The following is a 15,419-nucleotide window of genomic DNA, read 5'->3' as shown; positions in this document are numbered from 1 at the left end:
GTTTGCCGGGGTCAGCATCAACCGCCGCGCAGATGGCGCAATGCCTGCGTCCGCGCGATCGTCATGCGCTCCATGCACGAAAAGCGCACCAACGGCCGTGCGTCGCCGCCGTCGACGCTGCGGCCATCGACACCGGCTTCGAGCACGCATTGCGTGTCACGAAATTTCAGCCAAGCGCGCTGGCTCTCCAGCAGCGCCGCGCCATAGCCGAACCCGCCGCCGCGCGTCGTATCGCGCGCGTCGCGCGCCAGCATCGCCGCGCGCGCGACCCGCCATTCGCGGGTCATGTCGGCGTCGGCCGCCCGCCAGCCCGAGGCGGCGCAATCGTTCGCCGCCGCCTGCGTCGGCGCCTTGGCGCAATTGCCGCCCACCGCATCGGCGAGGAACAGCAGCGTCAGCAGCATGCGGACTTCCGCATCGGTTCCTCGGCCACCATCGGTGTCAGCCCGAGTTTCGCCAGCAGCGTCGCGTCGGCATCGTCGCCGGCGTTGCCGGCGGTCAACAGCCGGTCGCCGGTGAAGATCGAGTTCGCGCCGGCCATGAAGCACAAGGCCTGCGTCGCGTCGCCCATGCTCTCGCGCCCTGCCGACAGGCGGACCATGCTCATCGGCATGGTGATCCGCGCGACCGCGACGGTGCGGACGAATTCAATGTCGTCGATCTTCGCCAACGGCGTGTCGGCGAGCATGTTGCCTAGCACGGTGCCCTTCACCGGCACCAGCGCGTTGACCGGAACGCTTTCGGGATGGCGCGGCAGCGTGGCCAGCGCATGGACGAAGCCGACGCGGTCGGCGCGCGTCTCACCCAGCCCGACGATCCCGCCGCTGCACACGTTGATCCCGGCCGCGCGGACATGCGCCAGTGTGTCGAGCCGGTCCTCGAAGCTGCGCGTCGAGATGATGTTGGCGTAATTCTCAGGCGAGGTGTCGATATTGTGGTTGTAATAATCGAGCCCGGCATCGGCCAGCCGCTGCGCCTGCTGGGGCGTCAGCATGCCCAGCGTCATGCAGCTTTCCATGCCCATCGCGCGGACCCCCTCGACCATCGCGATCACCGCGTCCATGTCGCGGTCCTTGGGGTTGCGCCATGCCGCGCCCATGCAGAACCGCTGCGACCCCGCCGCCTTCGCCTCGGCGGCGCTGGCGAGCACCGCCTGCACCTCCATCAGCTTTTCGGCCTTCAGCTTCGTGTCGGCGCTGGCCGATTGCGAGCAATAGCCGCAATCCTCCGGGCAGCCGCCGGTCTTGATCGACAGCAGCGTGCAGAGCTGCACCTGCCCCACCGCATGGTTCGCGCGGTGGACGGTCTGCGCGCGGTACATCAGTTCGTCGAACGGCAGGTCGAACAGGTCGGCGATTTCCGCGCGGGTCCAGTTGTGCCGAACCTGTTCGGCGCACTCCCGCACAGGCGGGAGCCCAGAATCCAAAGCGTCACGTCCGTTACCCTGGGCCCCCGCCTGCGCGGGGGTACGTCCATCGACCGGGGCAACCGGAGCAGTCATCACATTCATTCCACAGTCTCTCCAACCGGCGGCAAATTATGGCCGAGCAGTTTCAGCACCTCCGCCGCCGCATGGACCAGATTGGTGCCCGGTCCGAAAATCGCCGCCACCCCGGCCTCGCGGAGCAGCGCATAATCCTGCGGCGGGATGACCCCGCCGGCAATGACGCGAATATCACTACGCCCGGCGTCGCCCAAGCGCGCGATGAGTTCGGGGATCAGCGTATTGTGCCCGGCGGCGAGGCTGGATGCGCCGACCACGTCGACGCCGCGTTCGATCGCGAGGTCGGCGGTTTCCTGCGGCGTCTGGAACAACGGCCCCGACACGATCTCGAACCCCAGATCGGCAAAGGCACTGGCGACGACGTTCGCGCCGCGATCATGGCCGTCCTGCCCCATCTTGGCGACCAGCATGCGGGGCTTGCGCCCGAGCCGCCGCTCGACCGCCGCCACGCCCTCGCCCGCGCGAAGCCAGCCGCTGTCGTCGGCATGCGCCGGGCCATAGATACCCTTGACCGGCGTGACCTGCACCGCGTGACGGCCGAAGGCGACTTCCATCGCCGCCGACATTTCGCCCAGCGTACAGCGCGCACGCGCCGCCGCGACGCACAGCGCCAGCAGATTGGCCTTGCCCGCCGCCCCTTCGCGCAGCCGAGTCAGGCAGTCCTGCGCCGCAGCCTCGTCGCGGCCGGCGCGGACCGCCTGGATGCGGCGGATCTGGTCGGTGCGGACCTTGGCATTGTCGATCGAGAGGATGTCGATCGGGTCCTCCTGCGCCAGCCGGTATTTGTTCACGCCGACGATCACGTCCTCGGCCCGGTCGACCCGCGCCTGACGCGCGGCGGCGGCGCGTTCGATATGTTCCTTGGGCAGCCCCGAATTCACGGCGTCGATCATGCCGCCGGCCGCCTCGACCTCCTCGATCAGCGCCCATGCCTTGTCGGCCAGTTCCTTGGTCAGCGCCTCGACATAATAGCTGCCACCCAGGGGATCGGCGACATGGGTCATTCCCGTCTCTTCCTGAAGGATCAACTGCGTGTTGCGCGCGATCCGGGCGGAGAAGTCGGTCGGAAGGGCGACCGCCTCGTCGAGGCTGTTGGTGTGGAGCGACTGGGTCCCGCCGAAGGTCGCTGCCATCGCCTCCACGGTGGTGCGGATGACGTTGTTGTACGGGTCCTGCTCGGTCAGCGAGACGCCGCTGGTCTGGCAATGGGTGCGCAGCATCTGGCTGCGGGCGTTGCCGCCAAAATCCGCAATGATCCGGCTCCACAGCGTGCGCGCGGCGCGCAGCTTGGCGATCTCCATGAAGAAGTTCATGCCGATGCCGAAGAAGAACGACAGCCGCCCGGCGAACGCATCGATGTCCAACCCGCGCTCCATCGCCGCGCGGACATAGGCCATGCCGTCGGCCAGCGTGAACGCCAGTTCCTGCACGGCGGTCGCCCCGGCCTCGTGCATGTGATAGCCGCTGATCGAGATGCTGTTGAAACGCGGCATATGCTCGGCGGTATAGGCGATGATGTCCGACACGATCCGCATCGAGGGTTCGGGCGGATAGATGTAGGTGTTGCGGACCATGAACTCCTTCAGAATGTCGTTCTGAATGGTGCCCGACAGTTTTTCGGGGCCGACGCCCTGTTCCTCCGCCGCGACGATGTAGAAGGCGAGGCAGGGCAGCACCGCGCCGTTCATCGTCATGCTGACCGACATGGTGTCGAGCGGGATGCCGTCGAACAGGATCTTCATGTCGTCGATCGTGTCGATCGCGACCCCGGCCTTCCCCACATCGCCGGCGACGCGCGGATGATCGCTGTCATAGCCGCGATGCGTCGCCAGATCGAACGCGACCGACAGCCCCTTCTGCCCCGCCGCCAGATTGCGGCGGTAAAAGGCGTTCGATTCCCCGGCGGTGGAGAAGCCGGCATATTGGCGGATGGTCCATGGCCGACCGGCGTACATCGACGCCTTTACCCCGCGGGTGAACGGCGCAAAGCCGGGCAGCCCCGGATCGGGCGCGTCGGCGGCGGTATAGAGCGGCTTGACCGTGATCCCTTCGGGCGTGGTCCAGGTGAGGTCCGCATCCTTTACCTCGCGGGCGGCGAGTTTCTGCCAGTCGTCGATCGTCGGGCCGGTCATCATGCGGTTCCTTGGGCCAAGCGGGCCGTGAAGTCGAGGTTTGCCATCAACGCCCGAGAAAGCGGGGGTTTCGTTTGGCGATGAACGCGCCGGCCCCTTCAATGGCGTCGGCGGTGCCGCGCGCGGTACGCTGCGCCTCGGCCTCGCGCGCCATCGCGTCCGGGTATCTGCTGTCGAGTGCGTGGGTCAGGTTGCGGCGGGCAAGGCCCAGCGCGACGGTCGGCCCAGCCGCGAGCCGGTGCGCGAGCGCCAGCGCCTCCGCCTCCAGCGTATCGTCGGGCACGACCGCGTGGATCATGCCCCAGTCGAGCGCGGTCGCGGCATCGATCCGTTCGCCCAGCAGCATCATCCGCGCCGCCCGCGCCCGCCCGATCAGGCGCGGCAGCATCCAGCTCGCCCCGCCGTCGGGGACGAGGCCGATGTTGATGAAGGCTTGCAGGAAATAGGCGTTGTCCGCCGCGACGCAGAAATCGGCGGCGAGCGCGAGGCTGCACCCGATGCCCGCCGCCGCGCCGCGCACTGCGCTGACGACCGGCACGTCCAGGTCGGCGATCGCCTGCAACGTCGGGTGATAATGATCGGTCAGCGCGCCATGCGGGTCGGCAAGGCCGGCGGCGGCGGCGATGTCCGCGCCAGAGCAAAAGGCGCGCCCTTCGCCGCACAATAGGACGGCGCGCGCGCCGTCCAGATGGCCCAAACATTCGCGGATCGCATCGAACAGCGCAGGCGGCGCGGCGTTCAGCCGGTCGGGCCGGTCAAGCATCAGGCGCAGCACGTCGCCGTCGCGCGTCATGCGCAGATCATCCGCCATCGAATCGCTCTCCCGTATCTTTTGTTACGGTTTTGCGGAAAGGCGGCGGCGAACGCCAGCAATAACGTGCCGCGACGGTCGGTTACGACCATCGCGGCACGGCAGGATCACCAGAAGATGTCGTATTCCACGTCGACCACCCGGCCGGTCCGCACGTCGACCAGCAGCGCGTCGTTGTAATAGCGCACCCAGCGATAGGCCCCGTACGCTTCGGGCAGACGATAATAATAGGGGTCGTTGATCCAGTAGTTCGATCCAAACAGGAACGAATTGAGCGTCACGCCGATGCCGAAGCGACGATAGCCATAGCCATAGCCTTGCGGTGCATAATAGCGCGGCAGGCGGTACAGCCCGCGATTGGAGTCGCGATAGCGGTTCCAGTCGTAGCGGCGATCAGCGCGCCACCCACGGTTCCACTGGCTGCGATCGTTCCGGTCGTTCTGATACCGGCCGTTGTCGCGCCAGTCGCCGTCGCTGCGGCTCCAGCCGCCGTCACGACGGTCGCGGTTACGCTGCCAGTCGCCGCGCTGCTGGTCGCGCTGCCACTGGTCACGCTGTTGATCGCGTTGCCATTGGTCGCGCTGTTGCTCGCCACGCTGCTGATCGCGCTGCCATTCGCCGCGACGGCCGTCCTGCCATTGCCGGCGCAGCGCGTCGCGATCGACCTGGCCCTGTCCATCGCGCGGGAACTCGCGCCGATCGACGCCTTCGGGGCGGGCGGGACGATCCGGGCGAGACTGCCAGCCGGCACCGGCACCGGCACCGGCACCGGCACCGGCACCGGCACCGGCACCGGTGTCGGGACGGTCGCCACGATCGGGTCGGCCCTGCCAGCGGTTGCCGTCGCCACGCTCGCCACGATCCGGGCGGTCGGGCCGCGCATTGCCGCCGTCGCCGCGATCGCCCCGGTCGGGCCGGCCCTGCCAGCGCGGGCCGGCGTCGCTTTGCGGCCGCTCGACACGGGCTTCGGGAGCCTCGACCCGCACCGCGGTATTGAACTCGGCGCGCGCGCCCGGCGCTTCGCCGCCGCCTTGCCGTTCGATCCGCTCGCGGCCGCGCGGGCCGGGACGGTCGGGCGCGTCCTGCGCCATCGCGGTCGCCGGGATCAGGGTTGTCGCACCCAGCAGTGCCAGCAGGAAACGGGACTTCATGATGCTTCCTCCACCGCCGGAGACATCGCCGGCTTCGATGCTGCCGTTATGCCCCACAAGCGATCAACCGTTGCTGAATGGCGATGACAGGCGATTGAAAGGATTCGTTCGTATGGAACCGGTCACTCCGGCGGGGTGAGCGCCGGCACCTCGCGCGCGGCCTCGGCGCGATCGATGCCGGGGCGCGGCGGCGGTTCGAGCACGGTGTCGCCGCGGTGCGCCGCCGCCGCCCGGCGCACCGCATCGATCAGCCGGGGATAGATGCCGCAGCGGCACAGATGATCGAGCGCCTGCGTGATCTCCGCTTCTCCGGGATCGCGGTTCTGACGCAGCAACGCGGCGGCAGCCATCACGAATCCGGGCACGCAATAGCCGCATTGCACGACCTGCGCCGCGAGAAACGCCGCCTGCACCGGATGGCTGCGATCGCGCGACAGCCCCTCGATCGTGGTGACGAACGTGCCTTCGAGGCTGCCGATCGATACCTGGCACGATTTGACCGCGCGCCCGTCGACATCGACCACGCATGCCCCGCAATGCCCGGTGCCGCAGCCATATTTGGTGCCGGTCAGGTTCGACACGTCGCGCAGCGCCCACAGCAACGGCGTGTCGGGATCGATCCGGTATTCGACCGGATTGTTGTTGACGGTCAGGCGGCTCATGCCGACGCCTTGTAGGGCGGTCGGCGGCGCGACGCCAAGCGAAACGGGTCGTTTCCTTGCGAGCATCTTGTCGTGGGGCGGCGACGGGGCGACGTTCAGGGCATGACGCTCCCTACCCTTTTCCTCCCACACGGCGGCGGGCCGTGCTTTTTCCTCAACCCCGGTGCGGCCCCCGATCCGATGTGGCGACCGATGGAAGCGTATCTGGCGGGTCTCATCGCCTCGTTGCCGGAACGACCACGGGCGATCCTGATGGTGTCGGGCCATTGGGAAGCGCCGGTGCCGACCGTCCATGTCGGCGAACGGCCGGGCCTGTTGTTCGACTATTACGGCTTTCCCGAACACACCTATCGCCTGCGTTGGGACGCGCCCGGATCACCCGCGCTCGCGCGGCGGACGGCGGAGTTGCTCGCGGCGGCCGGGTTCGTGACTACCGACGAGGCGGCGCGCGGCTGGGACCATGGCGTGTTCATGCCGATGATGGTCGCGGTGCCCGGAGCGGACATTCCGCTCGTGCAACTCTCGCTGATCGACAGCCTCGATCCCGCAGGGCATGTCGCGCTTGGCCACGCGCTGGCGCCGCTGCGCGACGAAGGCGTGCTGATCGTCGGGTCGGGGATGAGCTTCCACAACCTGCGCGCACGCGGACCGCAGGTGACGCCGGTCGCCACCGAATGGGACACAGCACTCACTGCTGCCGTCACCGATCCCGATCCTGCGGCGCGGGCGCAGCGGGTGATCGGGTGGGAAACACTGCCCCACGCCCGCTTCGCCCACCCGGAGGCCGAGCATCTATTACCGTTGATGGTGGCGCTGGGCGCGGGCGGCGACGGGCCGGCGGTGTGCGATTATCGCGATACGGTGATGGGCTGGGTCGTCTCGGGCTATCGCTTCGGCTGACGTAAGAATGTTGCGCTCGGGGCTCGCTTGCTGGCAAGAGGGGGACAAGACCCGCAGCAAGCGGCCAAGGAGAGACGATGCTCGAAGCACTCGAAGCGCTGGAGAAACGGCGTGCAGGCGCGCGCGCCGGCGGCGGCGAGAAGCGAGTCGCGGCGCAACATGCCAAGGGCAAACTGACCGCCCGCGAACGGCTGGAGGTGCTGCTCGACCCGGAGTCGTTCGAGGAACTCGACATGTATGTCGAGCACAACTGCGTCGACTTCGGCATGCCGGATCAGGTGATCCCCGGCGATGGCGTCGTCACCGGATCGGGCACGGTCAACGGCCGGCTGGTGTATGTCTTCAGCCAGGATTTCACGGTGTTCGGCGGATCGCTGTCCGAACGGCATGCGCAGAAGATCTGCAAGATCATGGATATGGCGCTCAAAATTGGCGCGCCGGTGATCGGCCTCAACGATTCGGGCGGCGCGCGGATTCAGGAGGGCGTCGCATCGCTCGGCGGCTATGCCGAGGTGTTCCAGCGCAACGTGCTGGCGTCGGGCGTCGTGCCGCAGCTCTCGCTCATCATGGGGCCGTGCGCCGGTGGTGCGGTCTATAGCCCAGCGATGACCGACTTCATCTTCATGGTGAAGGATTCGAGCTACATGTTCGTCACCGGCCCCGACGTGGTCAGGACGGTAACGAACGAGATCGTCACCCAGGAGGAACTGGGCGGGGCGATCACCCATACCACCAAGTCCTCGGTCGCCGATTGTGCGTTCGAGAATGACGTCGAGGCATTGCTGGCGGCGCGCGACTTCATCGATTTCCTGCCCGCCTCCAACCGGACCGGCGTGCCCGCGCGGCCGTCGGACGATCCGTGGGACCGGATCGAGCCGAGCCTCGACACGCTGATCCCGCCGAGCGCCAACCAGCCCTATGACATGCACGAGCTGATCGTGCGGACGGTCGACGACGGCAGCTTCTTCGAGCTGCAACCGGGCCATGCCGGCAACATCCTGATCGGGTTCGGCCGGATCGAGGGGCGCACCGTCGGCATCGTCGCCAACCAGCCGATGGTGCTGGCCGGGTGCCTCGACATCAATTCGTCGAAGAAGGCCGCGCGGTTCGTGCGCTTCTGCGATGCGTTCGAGATACCGATCGTGACCTTCGTCGACGTGCCGGGATTTCTGCCGGGCGTGGGACAGGAGCATTCGGGGATCATCAAGCACGGTGCCAAACTGCTGTTCGCCTATGCCGAGGCGACGGTCCCGAAGATCACCGTCATCACCCGCAAGGCCTATGGCGGGGCGTATGACGTGATGGCATCGAAGCATCTGCGCGGCGACCTGAACTATGCGTGGCCGACCGCCGAGATCGCGGTGATGGGGGCGAAGGGCGCGGTGGAGATCATCTTCCGCTCGAAGGACCCCGCCGAGGTCGCCGCGCGGACGGCCGAATATGAGGCGCGCTTCGCCAACCCGTTCGTCGCGGCGAGCAAGGGGTTCATCGACGAGGTGATCCTGCCGCATTCCACCCGGCGGCGGGTGGCGCTGGGGCTGCGGAAGCTCAGGAACAAGCGCCTCGAAAATCCGTGGAAGAAGCACGACAATATTCCGCTGTGAACCGGTTGTTCCGCCTCGCGCTGATCTTCGTCGTGCTGGCGGTGGCCGGGTTCGCGGCGGTGCGGCTGTTCGTCGACCATCGACCCGCCGCCCCTGCCCCCGCCGCATCGCCGACGCCCAAGCCCTCGCCGGGCGGCCTGACGCTGGCGGCGGCGCAGCGTTCGGCGTTTCCCGATGGCATGGAGGCCCGCACGCCCGAGGGGTCGCGGATGGTCTATGCCGACGGGCAACTGGTCGACACGCCGTTCGGCCCGGTGCTGGTCAACCCCGGCACGATCCCCGACGCGGCGCATGCCGAGGGAGGCGCCATCGCGATCCATTATCTACGACAGGACACAGGCGGCATCCACGTCACCCGCGCGCTGCCGTTCGCGGTACGATCGGGCAGCAGCGGCAGCATTTCCGAATGGAGCGTATCGCGCACGATCGGCGACCTACCGGTCGTCTATACCGAGGGCGGCGGCACATGGCAGGGCTATAGCTGTTCGTTCGCGACGTTGACCGAACTGCGCCCGGCCGGCCCCGCCGAACTCACCACGATCCAGGTGATGGCGAGCGACGACGGCGCGGTGCCGAGTGAACAGTCCAAGACGACGGTCGGCAAGATCGTCGACGTGGTGCCCAACCGGTCGTTCGTCGTCCGCTTCACCGGCGCGCGCAATTTCGACGCCCACTACGTGCGGCGCGGCGAGCGCTATGTTCCCGAAGGCGGCGAGCGCGACACGCTTGGCGGATGTTAGGAGATACCACCATGACCCTCGGCCGCCTCAACCATGTCGGCATCGCCACGCCGTCGATCGCGGCGTCGATCGAGATGTATCGCACCCTACTCGGCGCGGAGGCGATCGGGGAGCCGTTCGATCTGCCGGCGCAGGGGGTGAAGGTGTGTTTCATCGACGCGCCCAATACCCAGATCGAGCTGATCGAGCCGTATGACGACGTCTCGCCGATCGCGGGGTTTCTGGTGAAGAACCCGGGCGGCGGGCAGCATCACCTGTGTTTCGAGGTGGCGGACATTCATGCCGCGATCGCCGATCTGACTGCCAAGGGTGCGCGGGTGCTGGGGCACCCGAGGATCGGGGCGCATGGGACGTTGATCGTGTTCGTCCATCCGCGCGACATGGGGGGGGTGCTGGTGGAGTTGATGGAGACGCCGGTGGGGCATTGATTGAGCCCCCCGTCATTCCGGCGGAGGCCGGAATCCATGGATACGGGCGGTATCGATGGAGCCGCAGCCTCCCGACACAATGGATTCCGGCCTTCGCCGGAATGACGGGTGAAGAGGGCTTCCCCTCGACACCATGCTCCCGATTTGATTGAACGCAGCCATGACCACCGCCCTTCGCAAGCCACCCGGCACCCCCTCCCCCGTCCGCGCCGAATTCGGGCGCGAGGTCGAGGCGAACCTGTCGACCGTGCCCGGCATCCGCCGCGCCAAGACCGATGCCGCGGTCCTCTTCGCGCTGCCGGGCTTCCTGTCGGACGAGGAATGCGCGCTGCTGATCGCGACGATCGACAACGGCCGGCGCAAGTCGACGCTGCTCACCAGCACCAACGACCCCAATTTCCGCACCAGCGACAGTTGCGATCTCGACCGCTGGCACCCGCTGCTGCAGCCGATCGACGAGAAGATCGCGCATCTGCTGGGCCTGCCGCCCGAACATGGTGAGACGATGCAGGGGCAACGCTATGCGCCGGGGCAGCAGTTCCGCGCGCACAATGATTATTTCAACGAGAACGAACCCTATTGGGCGTCGATGGCGGTGCAGGGCGGGCAGCGCACCTGGACGGCGATGGTCTATCTGAACGAAGTCGAACAGGGCGGCGCAACATGGTTTCCGCAGGCCGGGGTCCGCTTCAATCCGCGTCCCGGCATGCTGGTCGCGTGGGACAATATGAACCCCGACGGCAGCCCCAACCTCGCCACGCTGCACGAGGGCATGGCGGTGGTCGAGGGGACGAAATACATCATTACCAAATGGTTTCGCGAACGCCCGTGGACGCCGACGATCGAGCCGTAATTCCCCCAAAAGTTTACAAAGTTTACACTAACCACGACATCGCGCGACAGGCGGACCCGGTGATATGTCGACGACAGAGAAAGAGCAGGAGAAGCGGTATTGCCTCCCCTGCCCGATCTATCGTTCGACGGCGGTGTAGGACAGCAGCCGCGCGCTCAATCCACCCGGATGCGGGTGCCCGTCTCGAACCCGTCGGCCAGCAGGCCGACGATCGCGTCGGCCACCCGCTCGGGCGGTTTCACGCTCTGCGGGTCCTCGCCCGGATAGGCGCGTTCGCGCATCTTCGTGCGGGTCGCGCCCGGATCGACGATCGCGGTGCGGACCGGCGAGATGTTCGCCATTTCGAGGCCATAGCTGGCGACGAGATTGTCGAACGCCGCCTTCGACGCGCCGTACATCCCCCAATAGGCGCGCGGCACGGCCCCGACCGACGAGGTGACGCCTACCACCCGCCCGGCGCGCGCAAGGCGCAGCATCGGCGAGAAGGCGGCGATCAGCGCGGCGTTGGCGGTGACGTTCAGCGCCATCACCTTGTCGAATTCCTTCAGGTCGAACGACGGCACCGGTCCCAGCGTGCCGAGCGCGCCGGCGTTGAGCACCAGCGCGTCGAGCGCCCGCCACCGCTCGGCGATCGCCGAGACGAGGCGGGGGATCGCGGTCAGGTCGTACAGGTCGACCGGGGCGATCGTCGCCGATCCGCCGGCGGCATAGATCGCGTCCTCGACCTCCTCCAGCCCGCCCGCCGTGCGCGCGACGAGGACGACATGCGCCCCCTCCCCGGCCAGCGCAATCGCGGTCGCGGCACCGATGCCACGGCTGGCACCGGTGACGAGGACCAACTGCCCCTTCAACCGCTCGCTCATCCGACCCGTTCGGCCAACATGGCAAGCTGATCGACCGAGCTGGTTTCGTCCTGATCGGTCAGTGGCGTCGGATAGTCGCCGGTGAAGCAGGCGTCGCAATAGCGCGGACGGACGGCGGTGCGCGCCGCTTCGCCCAGTGCGCGGTACAACCCGTCGATCGACACGAAGGCGAGGCTGTCGGCCTGGATATAATCGGTCATCCCGCCGAGATCGAGCTTGGCGGCGAGCAGCTTGGCGCGTTCGGGCGTGTCGACGCCGTAGAAGCAGCTATGCCGCGTAGGGGGCGACGCGATGCGCATATGGACTTCGGCCGCGCCGGCATCGCGCATCATCTGCACGATCTTGAGGCTGGTCGTGCCGCGCACGATCGAATCGTCGATCAGGACGATCTTGCGGCCCTCGATCAGCTTGCGGTTGGCGTTGTGCTTCAACTTCACGCCCAGATGGCGGACCTTGTCGCCCGGCTGGATGAAGGTGCGCCCGACATAGTGCGAGCGGATGATGCCGAGTTCGAACGGAATGCCCGATGCCTGGGCATAGCCGATCGCGGCGGGGACGCCCGAATCGGGCACCGGGATCACCAGATCGGCATCGACCGGATTTTCCGACGCCAGCTCGGCACCGATCGCCTTGCGCACCGAATAGATCGAGCGATCGTCGCTGATCGAATCGGGCCGCGAGAAATAGACCCATTCGAAGATGCAGGGACGCGGGGACAGCGGCGCGAACGGGCGGATCGAGCGCAGTTCGCCGTTCTTGACGATGACCAGTTCGCCCGGATCGACCTCGCGGACGAACTCCGCGCCGACCACGTCGAGCGCCACGGTTTCCGACGCGAAGATATAGGCACCGTCGCCCAGACGGCCCATCACCAGCGGCCGGATGCCGAGCGGATCGCGGCAGGCGATCATGCCCTCGGGCGTCATGCAGATCAGCGAATAGGCACCCTCGACCTGTTTCAGCGCGTCGATGAACCGGTCGAGCAGCGTGCGATAGTTCGACGTCGCGACGAGGTGGATGATGACCTCGGTATCGCTGGTCGACTGGAAGATCGATCCGGTGCGGACCAGATCCTTGCGCAGCCGCATCGCGTTGGAAAGATTGCCGTTATGCGCCACGGCGAACCCGCCCGACGCCAGTTCGGCATACAGCGGCTGGATGTTGCGGTTCGACGTCTCGCCGGTGGTCGAATAGCGCACATGGCCGCAGGCGGTGGCGCCGGGCAGCGATTCGATGATCTCCGGCCGGTCGAAATTGCCCGCGACATGGCCCTGCGCGCGCTGGGTATGGAACATCGCCCCGTCCCAGCTACAGATGCCGGCCGCTTCCTGGCCACGGTGCTGGAGCGCGTGGAGGCCAAGCGCCACGAGTGCCGCCGCGCCGTCCGCGCCGGAAACACCGAAGATGCCGCACTCTTCGCGCAGTTTGTCGTCGTCGAATGGATGGGTGGTGAACATAGGCCCTTCCGGGGATAAGCGTGTCACACGACCGCCATATAGGTAGGCGGAATCGATTTGTCGCCCTTTGATCGTCGATTGCGGCGGAACCGTGATCGGCGATAGGAGTTGCGGCGATGGAACACCGTGACACCGGACTGGTGCTGAACCCCAAATTCGATGGCGACGGGCTGTTGACGGCGATCGCCGTCGATGCCGCCAGCGGCGAACCGCTGATGGTCGCGCATATGAACGCTGACGCGCTGCGACTGACGATCGAGAGCGGCGAGGCGACCTTCTGGTCGCGTAGTCGTGCCCGGTTGTGGAAGAAGGGCGAGACGTCGGGCAACGTGCTGCGCGTGGTCGAGGCGCGGATCGATTGCGATCAGGACGCGCTGTGGCTGCGCTGCATCCCCGCTGGCCCTGCCTGCCATACCGGCGCGGACAGTTGCTTCTTTCGCCGGATCGACGGGGATCGGCTGGTCCCGGTTTCATGAGGGCGCTGCCATGGCTGCTGCTGCTCGCCGCCTGTTCGGGGCCGGGCGGCGATGGACCGGCGCAGGGCGGCGCGGCACTGGAGGCGGCGGCGATCGAGCGCGGCATCGTGCGCGATCCGGCGATCAGCGCGGCGACCGGGCTGTTCGCGCGCGAGGGCGACCGGCTGTGCCTGATCGAGCGCGGCGACACAGTGCGGATCGGCGGGTTCATCGATTATGGCGACGGCATCGGCTGCACCGCGCGCGGGAGCGCGACGCGGATGGGCGAGACGCTGTCGGTCGATTTCGGGCAGGGCTGCCGCTTCGATGCCGGGTTCGACGGCGAGCGGGTGCGCTTTCCGGGCAAGCTGCCGGCTGGGTGCGAGCGACTGTGTACCCGGCGGGCGTCGCTCGCCGGGCTGACGCTAGATCGGTTGAGCGAGAGCGCGTCGGAGACGGAGGCGCTGCGTAGCCCTAAGGGGCAGGCGTTGTGTGGGTAGGGCCAGCGGCTCCCCTCCCTGACAAGGGAGGGGCCGGGGGTGGGTCGGCCCGCGAGGAAACGTACGCGCTCCACAATTGGCCAACCCACCCCCAACCCCTCCCTTCCAGGGAGGGGAGCGGATTGGGAAGCCATTTCGTCGAATGTCGACCCGGCCTGGATCAGCCGCCCTTCACCAGCGTCACCTGCGCCACGGTGATGCCGCCGCCCCGGAACCCACCCTCGCAATACATCAGGTAATAGCGCCACAGATCGGCGAACCGGTCATCGATCATCGACAGACGGCCGTCGGTGCGGGCGGTGTCGAAGGCGTGGCGCCAGCGCCGCAGCGTTTCGGCATAGTCGAGGCCGAAGTGGTGGACGTCGCGCCATGCCAGCCCGCGTGCCTCGGCCAACGCGCGGAAGCGCGGTTCGGACAGCAGCATCCCGCCGGGAAAGACATGCGCCTGGATGAAGTCGACATTGCCGGCATAGGCGTCGAACAGCGGTTCGGCGATGGCGATATACTGGAGCGCGGCGCGGCCGCCGGGTTTCAGCCGGGCGGCGATCGTGTCGAGATAGGCAGGCCAATATTCGTGGCCGACCGCCTCGACCATTTCGATGCTGGCGATCGCGTCATACGTGCCGGTGACGTCGCGATAGTCGGTGAGCGAGACGGCGACGCCGGGCAGCGCCAGCGCCTCGACCTGCGCCAGTTGGCGCTGCGAGAGCGTGATCGCCTCGACCCGCCGCCCGGCGGCCGAGGCGGCGGCGGCGAACGATCCCCAGCCGCAGCCGATTTCGAGGATGCGGTCCCCCGCCCGCGTCGCCGTCCGGTCGAGGATCGCGGCGAGCTTGCGGTGCTGCGCGGTGTCGAGCGGTTCGTGGGGGTCGGCGAAGATCGCGCTGGAATAGGTCAGCGTGCGGTCGAGCCATTCGCGGTAGAAGTCGTTGCCGAGGTCGTAGTGCGCGGCGATGTTCGCCCTTGCCCCCGGCCGGTCGTTGCGGCGCGCGCGGTGGTTCAACCGGCGCAGCAGCCGCGATATGCCGCCGGCGCGCGCGGCGGTGCCGAGCGTCTGCGCGTTGCGCATGAACAGGTCGAACAACGGCACCGGATCGGGGCTGGACCAGTCGCCATCGGCCCATGCCTCGTACCAGCCGGCGGAGCCTCCGCGCGCCAGCCGCCACATCGCGCGCCAGCGGTGGAGGACGACGATCGCCACCGGTCCGTCGCCGCGCCCGCCAAGCCTACGCCGGGTCCCGTCGGGCAGCGTCGCCTCGATCGCGCCGACGGCGAGGCCATGGTCGATCCGGTCGAGGGCGCGGGCGAACAGCGGAGCAAGCAGGGCGAACGGGTCGGCAGACATCGCGCGCCTGACAG

At 67.7% G+C, this 15,419-nt stretch carries 16 protein-coding genes; 7 read left to right on the top strand and 9 right to left on the bottom strand.

Annotation, left to right across the window (positions count from 1 at the left end):
* Positions 1–17: 17 nt before the first annotated feature.
* The 6 genes from ASG37_RS02875 to ASG37_RS02850 form a co-directional block, all read right to left on the bottom strand.
* Positions 18–404: a lysozyme inhibitor LprI family protein gene (locus tag ASG37_RS02875; protein ID WP_055755888.1), complete on the bottom strand. Its 387-nt coding sequence runs from the start codon at positions 402–404 to the stop codon at positions 18–20.
* On the bottom strand, positions 395–1,501 hold the full coding sequence (gene bioB, locus ASG37_RS02870; RefSeq protein WP_082448007.1) for a biotin synthase BioB: 1,107 nt from the start codon (positions 1,499–1,501) through the stop codon (positions 395–397). The genes ASG37_RS02875 and bioB overlap by 10 nt, the downstream gene beginning before the upstream one ends.
* A gap of 5 nt (positions 1,502–1,506) precedes the next feature.
* Complete coding sequence (gene scpA / locus ASG37_RS02865) at positions 1,507–3,639, bottom strand: methylmalonyl-CoA mutase (protein WP_055755885.1); 2,133 nt, start codon at positions 3,637–3,639, stop codon at positions 1,507–1,509.
* Between the two features lie 43 nt (positions 3,640–3,682).
* Entirely contained in the window at positions 3,683–4,447 is a 765-nt protein-coding gene (locus ASG37_RS02860; RefSeq protein WP_055755882.1) for an enoyl-CoA hydratase-related protein, read from the bottom strand.
* 107 nt (positions 4,448–4,554) lie between these two features.
* Positions 4,555–5,598, bottom strand: coding sequence for an RcnB family protein (locus tag ASG37_RS02855; protein WP_057687633.1), 1,044 nt, complete (start codon positions 5,596–5,598; stop codon positions 4,555–4,557).
* A 122-nt stretch (positions 5,599–5,720) separates the two neighbouring features.
* Positions 5,721–6,260: a (2Fe-2S)-binding protein gene (locus ASG37_RS02850; protein WP_055755877.1), complete on the bottom strand. Its 540-nt coding sequence runs from the start codon at positions 6,258–6,260 to the stop codon at positions 5,721–5,723.
* 102 nt (positions 6,261–6,362) lie between these two features.
* On the opposite strand from ASG37_RS02850, the gene ASG37_RS02845 reads away from it, so the two are divergent.
* From ASG37_RS02845 to ASG37_RS02825, 5 genes are all read left to right on the top strand, one after another.
* Entirely contained in the window at positions 6,363–7,160 is a 798-nt protein-coding gene (locus ASG37_RS02845) for a DODA-type extradiol aromatic ring-opening family dioxygenase (protein WP_055755876.1), read from the top strand.
* 77 nt (positions 7,161–7,237) lie between these two features.
* Positions 7,238–8,764: an acyl-CoA carboxylase subunit beta gene (locus ASG37_RS02840; RefSeq protein WP_055755874.1), complete on the top strand. Its 1,527-nt coding sequence runs from the start codon at positions 7,238–7,240 to the stop codon at positions 8,762–8,764.
* Complete coding sequence (locus ASG37_RS02835) at positions 8,761–9,504, top strand: hypothetical protein (RefSeq protein ID WP_055755872.1); 744 nt, start codon at positions 8,761–8,763, stop codon at positions 9,502–9,504. Before ASG37_RS02840 ends, ASG37_RS02835 begins: the two co-directional genes overlap by 4 nt.
* A gap of 11 nt (positions 9,505–9,515) precedes the next feature.
* Entirely contained in the window at positions 9,516–9,932 is a 417-nt protein-coding gene (gene mce, locus ASG37_RS02830) for a methylmalonyl-CoA epimerase (RefSeq protein WP_055755870.1), read from the top strand.
* 160 nt (positions 9,933–10,092) lie between these two features.
* Entirely contained in the window at positions 10,093–10,785 is a 693-nt protein-coding gene (locus ASG37_RS02825) for a prolyl hydroxylase family protein (RefSeq protein WP_055755867.1), read from the top strand.
* 155 nt (positions 10,786–10,940) lie between these two features.
* On the opposite strand, the gene ASG37_RS02820 is transcribed toward ASG37_RS02825, so the two are convergent.
* The gene (locus tag ASG37_RS02820; protein WP_055755865.1) at positions 10,941–11,648 is read right to left on the bottom strand and encodes an SDR family NAD(P)-dependent oxidoreductase; all 708 of its coding nucleotides are present in this window, start codon (positions 11,646–11,648) and stop codon (positions 10,941–10,943) included.
* Positions 11,645–13,105 (bottom strand): amidophosphoribosyltransferase, encoded by a 1,461-nt coding sequence (gene purF / locus ASG37_RS02815; RefSeq protein ID WP_055755863.1) that lies wholly within the window; start codon positions 13,103–13,105, stop codon positions 11,645–11,647. Before purF ends, ASG37_RS02820 begins: the two co-directional genes overlap by 4 nt.
* Positions 13,106–13,221: 116 nt before the next feature.
* Between purF and hisI the strand changes: the two genes are divergently transcribed.
* Together hisI and ASG37_RS02805 are read left to right on the top strand one after the other, a co-directional pair.
* Positions 13,222–13,581, top strand: a complete 360-nt coding sequence (gene hisI, locus ASG37_RS02810) for a phosphoribosyl-AMP cyclohydrolase (RefSeq protein ID WP_055755861.1) — start codon at positions 13,222–13,224, stop codon at positions 13,579–13,581.
* Positions 13,578–14,060, top strand: coding sequence for a hypothetical protein (locus tag ASG37_RS02805; protein WP_055755859.1), 483 nt, complete (start codon positions 13,578–13,580; stop codon positions 14,058–14,060). The genes hisI and ASG37_RS02805 overlap by 4 nt, the downstream gene beginning before the upstream one ends.
* A 160-nt stretch (positions 14,061–14,220) precedes the next feature.
* On the opposite strand, the gene ASG37_RS02800 is transcribed toward ASG37_RS02805, so the two are convergent.
* Positions 14,221–15,405 carry an SAM-dependent methyltransferase gene (locus ASG37_RS02800; protein WP_055755857.1) on the bottom strand — a complete coding sequence of 395 codons (1,185 nt, stop codon included), beginning with the start codon at positions 15,403–15,405 and terminating at the stop codon, positions 14,221–14,223.
* Positions 15,406–15,419: the final 14 nt, after the last annotated feature.

Origin of the sequence: Sphingomonas sp. Leaf407, from assembly GCF_001425385.1 — a bacterium.
GTDB lineage: Bacteria > Pseudomonadota > Alphaproteobacteria > Sphingomonadales > Sphingomonadaceae > Sphingomonas.
The sequence above is the reverse complement of the archived record's forward strand: the minus strand, read 5'-3'. Positions and strand labels throughout refer to the sequence as shown.

Bases quoted from the DNA above. Each gene is read 5' to 3' on its own strand.
- purF (WP_055755863.1), bottom strand. From the start codon at position 13,105: ATGTTCACCACCCATCCATTCGACGACGACAAACTGCGCGAAGAGTGC.
- bioB (WP_082448007.1), bottom strand. From the start codon at position 1,501: ATGACTGCTCCGGTTGCCCCGGTCGATGGACGTACCCCCGCGCAGGCG.
- ASG37_RS02875 (WP_055755888.1), bottom strand. From the start codon at position 404: ATGCTGCTGACGCTGCTGTTCCTCGCCGATGCGGTGGGCGGCAATTGC.
- ASG37_RS02820 (WP_055755865.1), bottom strand. From the start codon at position 11,648: ATGAGCGAGCGGTTGAAGGGGCAGTTGGTCCTCGTCACCGGTGCCAGC.
- scpA (WP_055755885.1), bottom strand. From the start codon at position 3,639: ATGATGACCGGCCCGACGATCGACGACTGGCAGAAACTCGCCGCCCGC.
- mce (WP_055755870.1), top strand. From the start codon at position 9,516: ATGACCCTCGGCCGCCTCAACCATGTCGGCATCGCCACGCCGTCGATC.
- ASG37_RS02860 (WP_055755882.1), bottom strand. From the start codon at position 4,447: ATGGCGGATGATCTGCGCATGACGCGCGACGGCGACGTGCTGCGCCTG.
- ASG37_RS02805 (WP_055755859.1), top strand. From the start codon at position 13,578: ATGAGGGCGCTGCCATGGCTGCTGCTGCTCGCCGCCTGTTCGGGGCCG.
- hisI (WP_055755861.1), top strand. From the start codon at position 13,222: ATGGAACACCGTGACACCGGACTGGTGCTGAACCCCAAATTCGATGGC.
- ASG37_RS02855 (WP_057687633.1), bottom strand. From the start codon at position 5,598: ATGAAGTCCCGTTTCCTGCTGGCACTGCTGGGTGCGACAACCCTGATC.
- ASG37_RS02845 (WP_055755876.1), top strand. From the start codon at position 6,363: ATGACGCTCCCTACCCTTTTCCTCCCACACGGCGGCGGGCCGTGCTTT.
- ASG37_RS02825 (WP_055755867.1), top strand. From the start codon at position 10,093: ATGACCACCGCCCTTCGCAAGCCACCCGGCACCCCCTCCCCCGTCCGC.
- ASG37_RS02850 (WP_055755877.1), bottom strand. From the start codon at position 6,260: ATGAGCCGCCTGACCGTCAACAACAATCCGGTCGAATACCGGATCGAT.
- ASG37_RS02800 (WP_055755857.1), bottom strand. From the start codon at position 15,405: ATGTCTGCCGACCCGTTCGCCCTGCTTGCTCCGCTGTTCGCCCGCGCC.
- ASG37_RS02840 (WP_055755874.1), top strand. From the start codon at position 7,238: ATGCTCGAAGCACTCGAAGCGCTGGAGAAACGGCGTGCAGGCGCGCGC.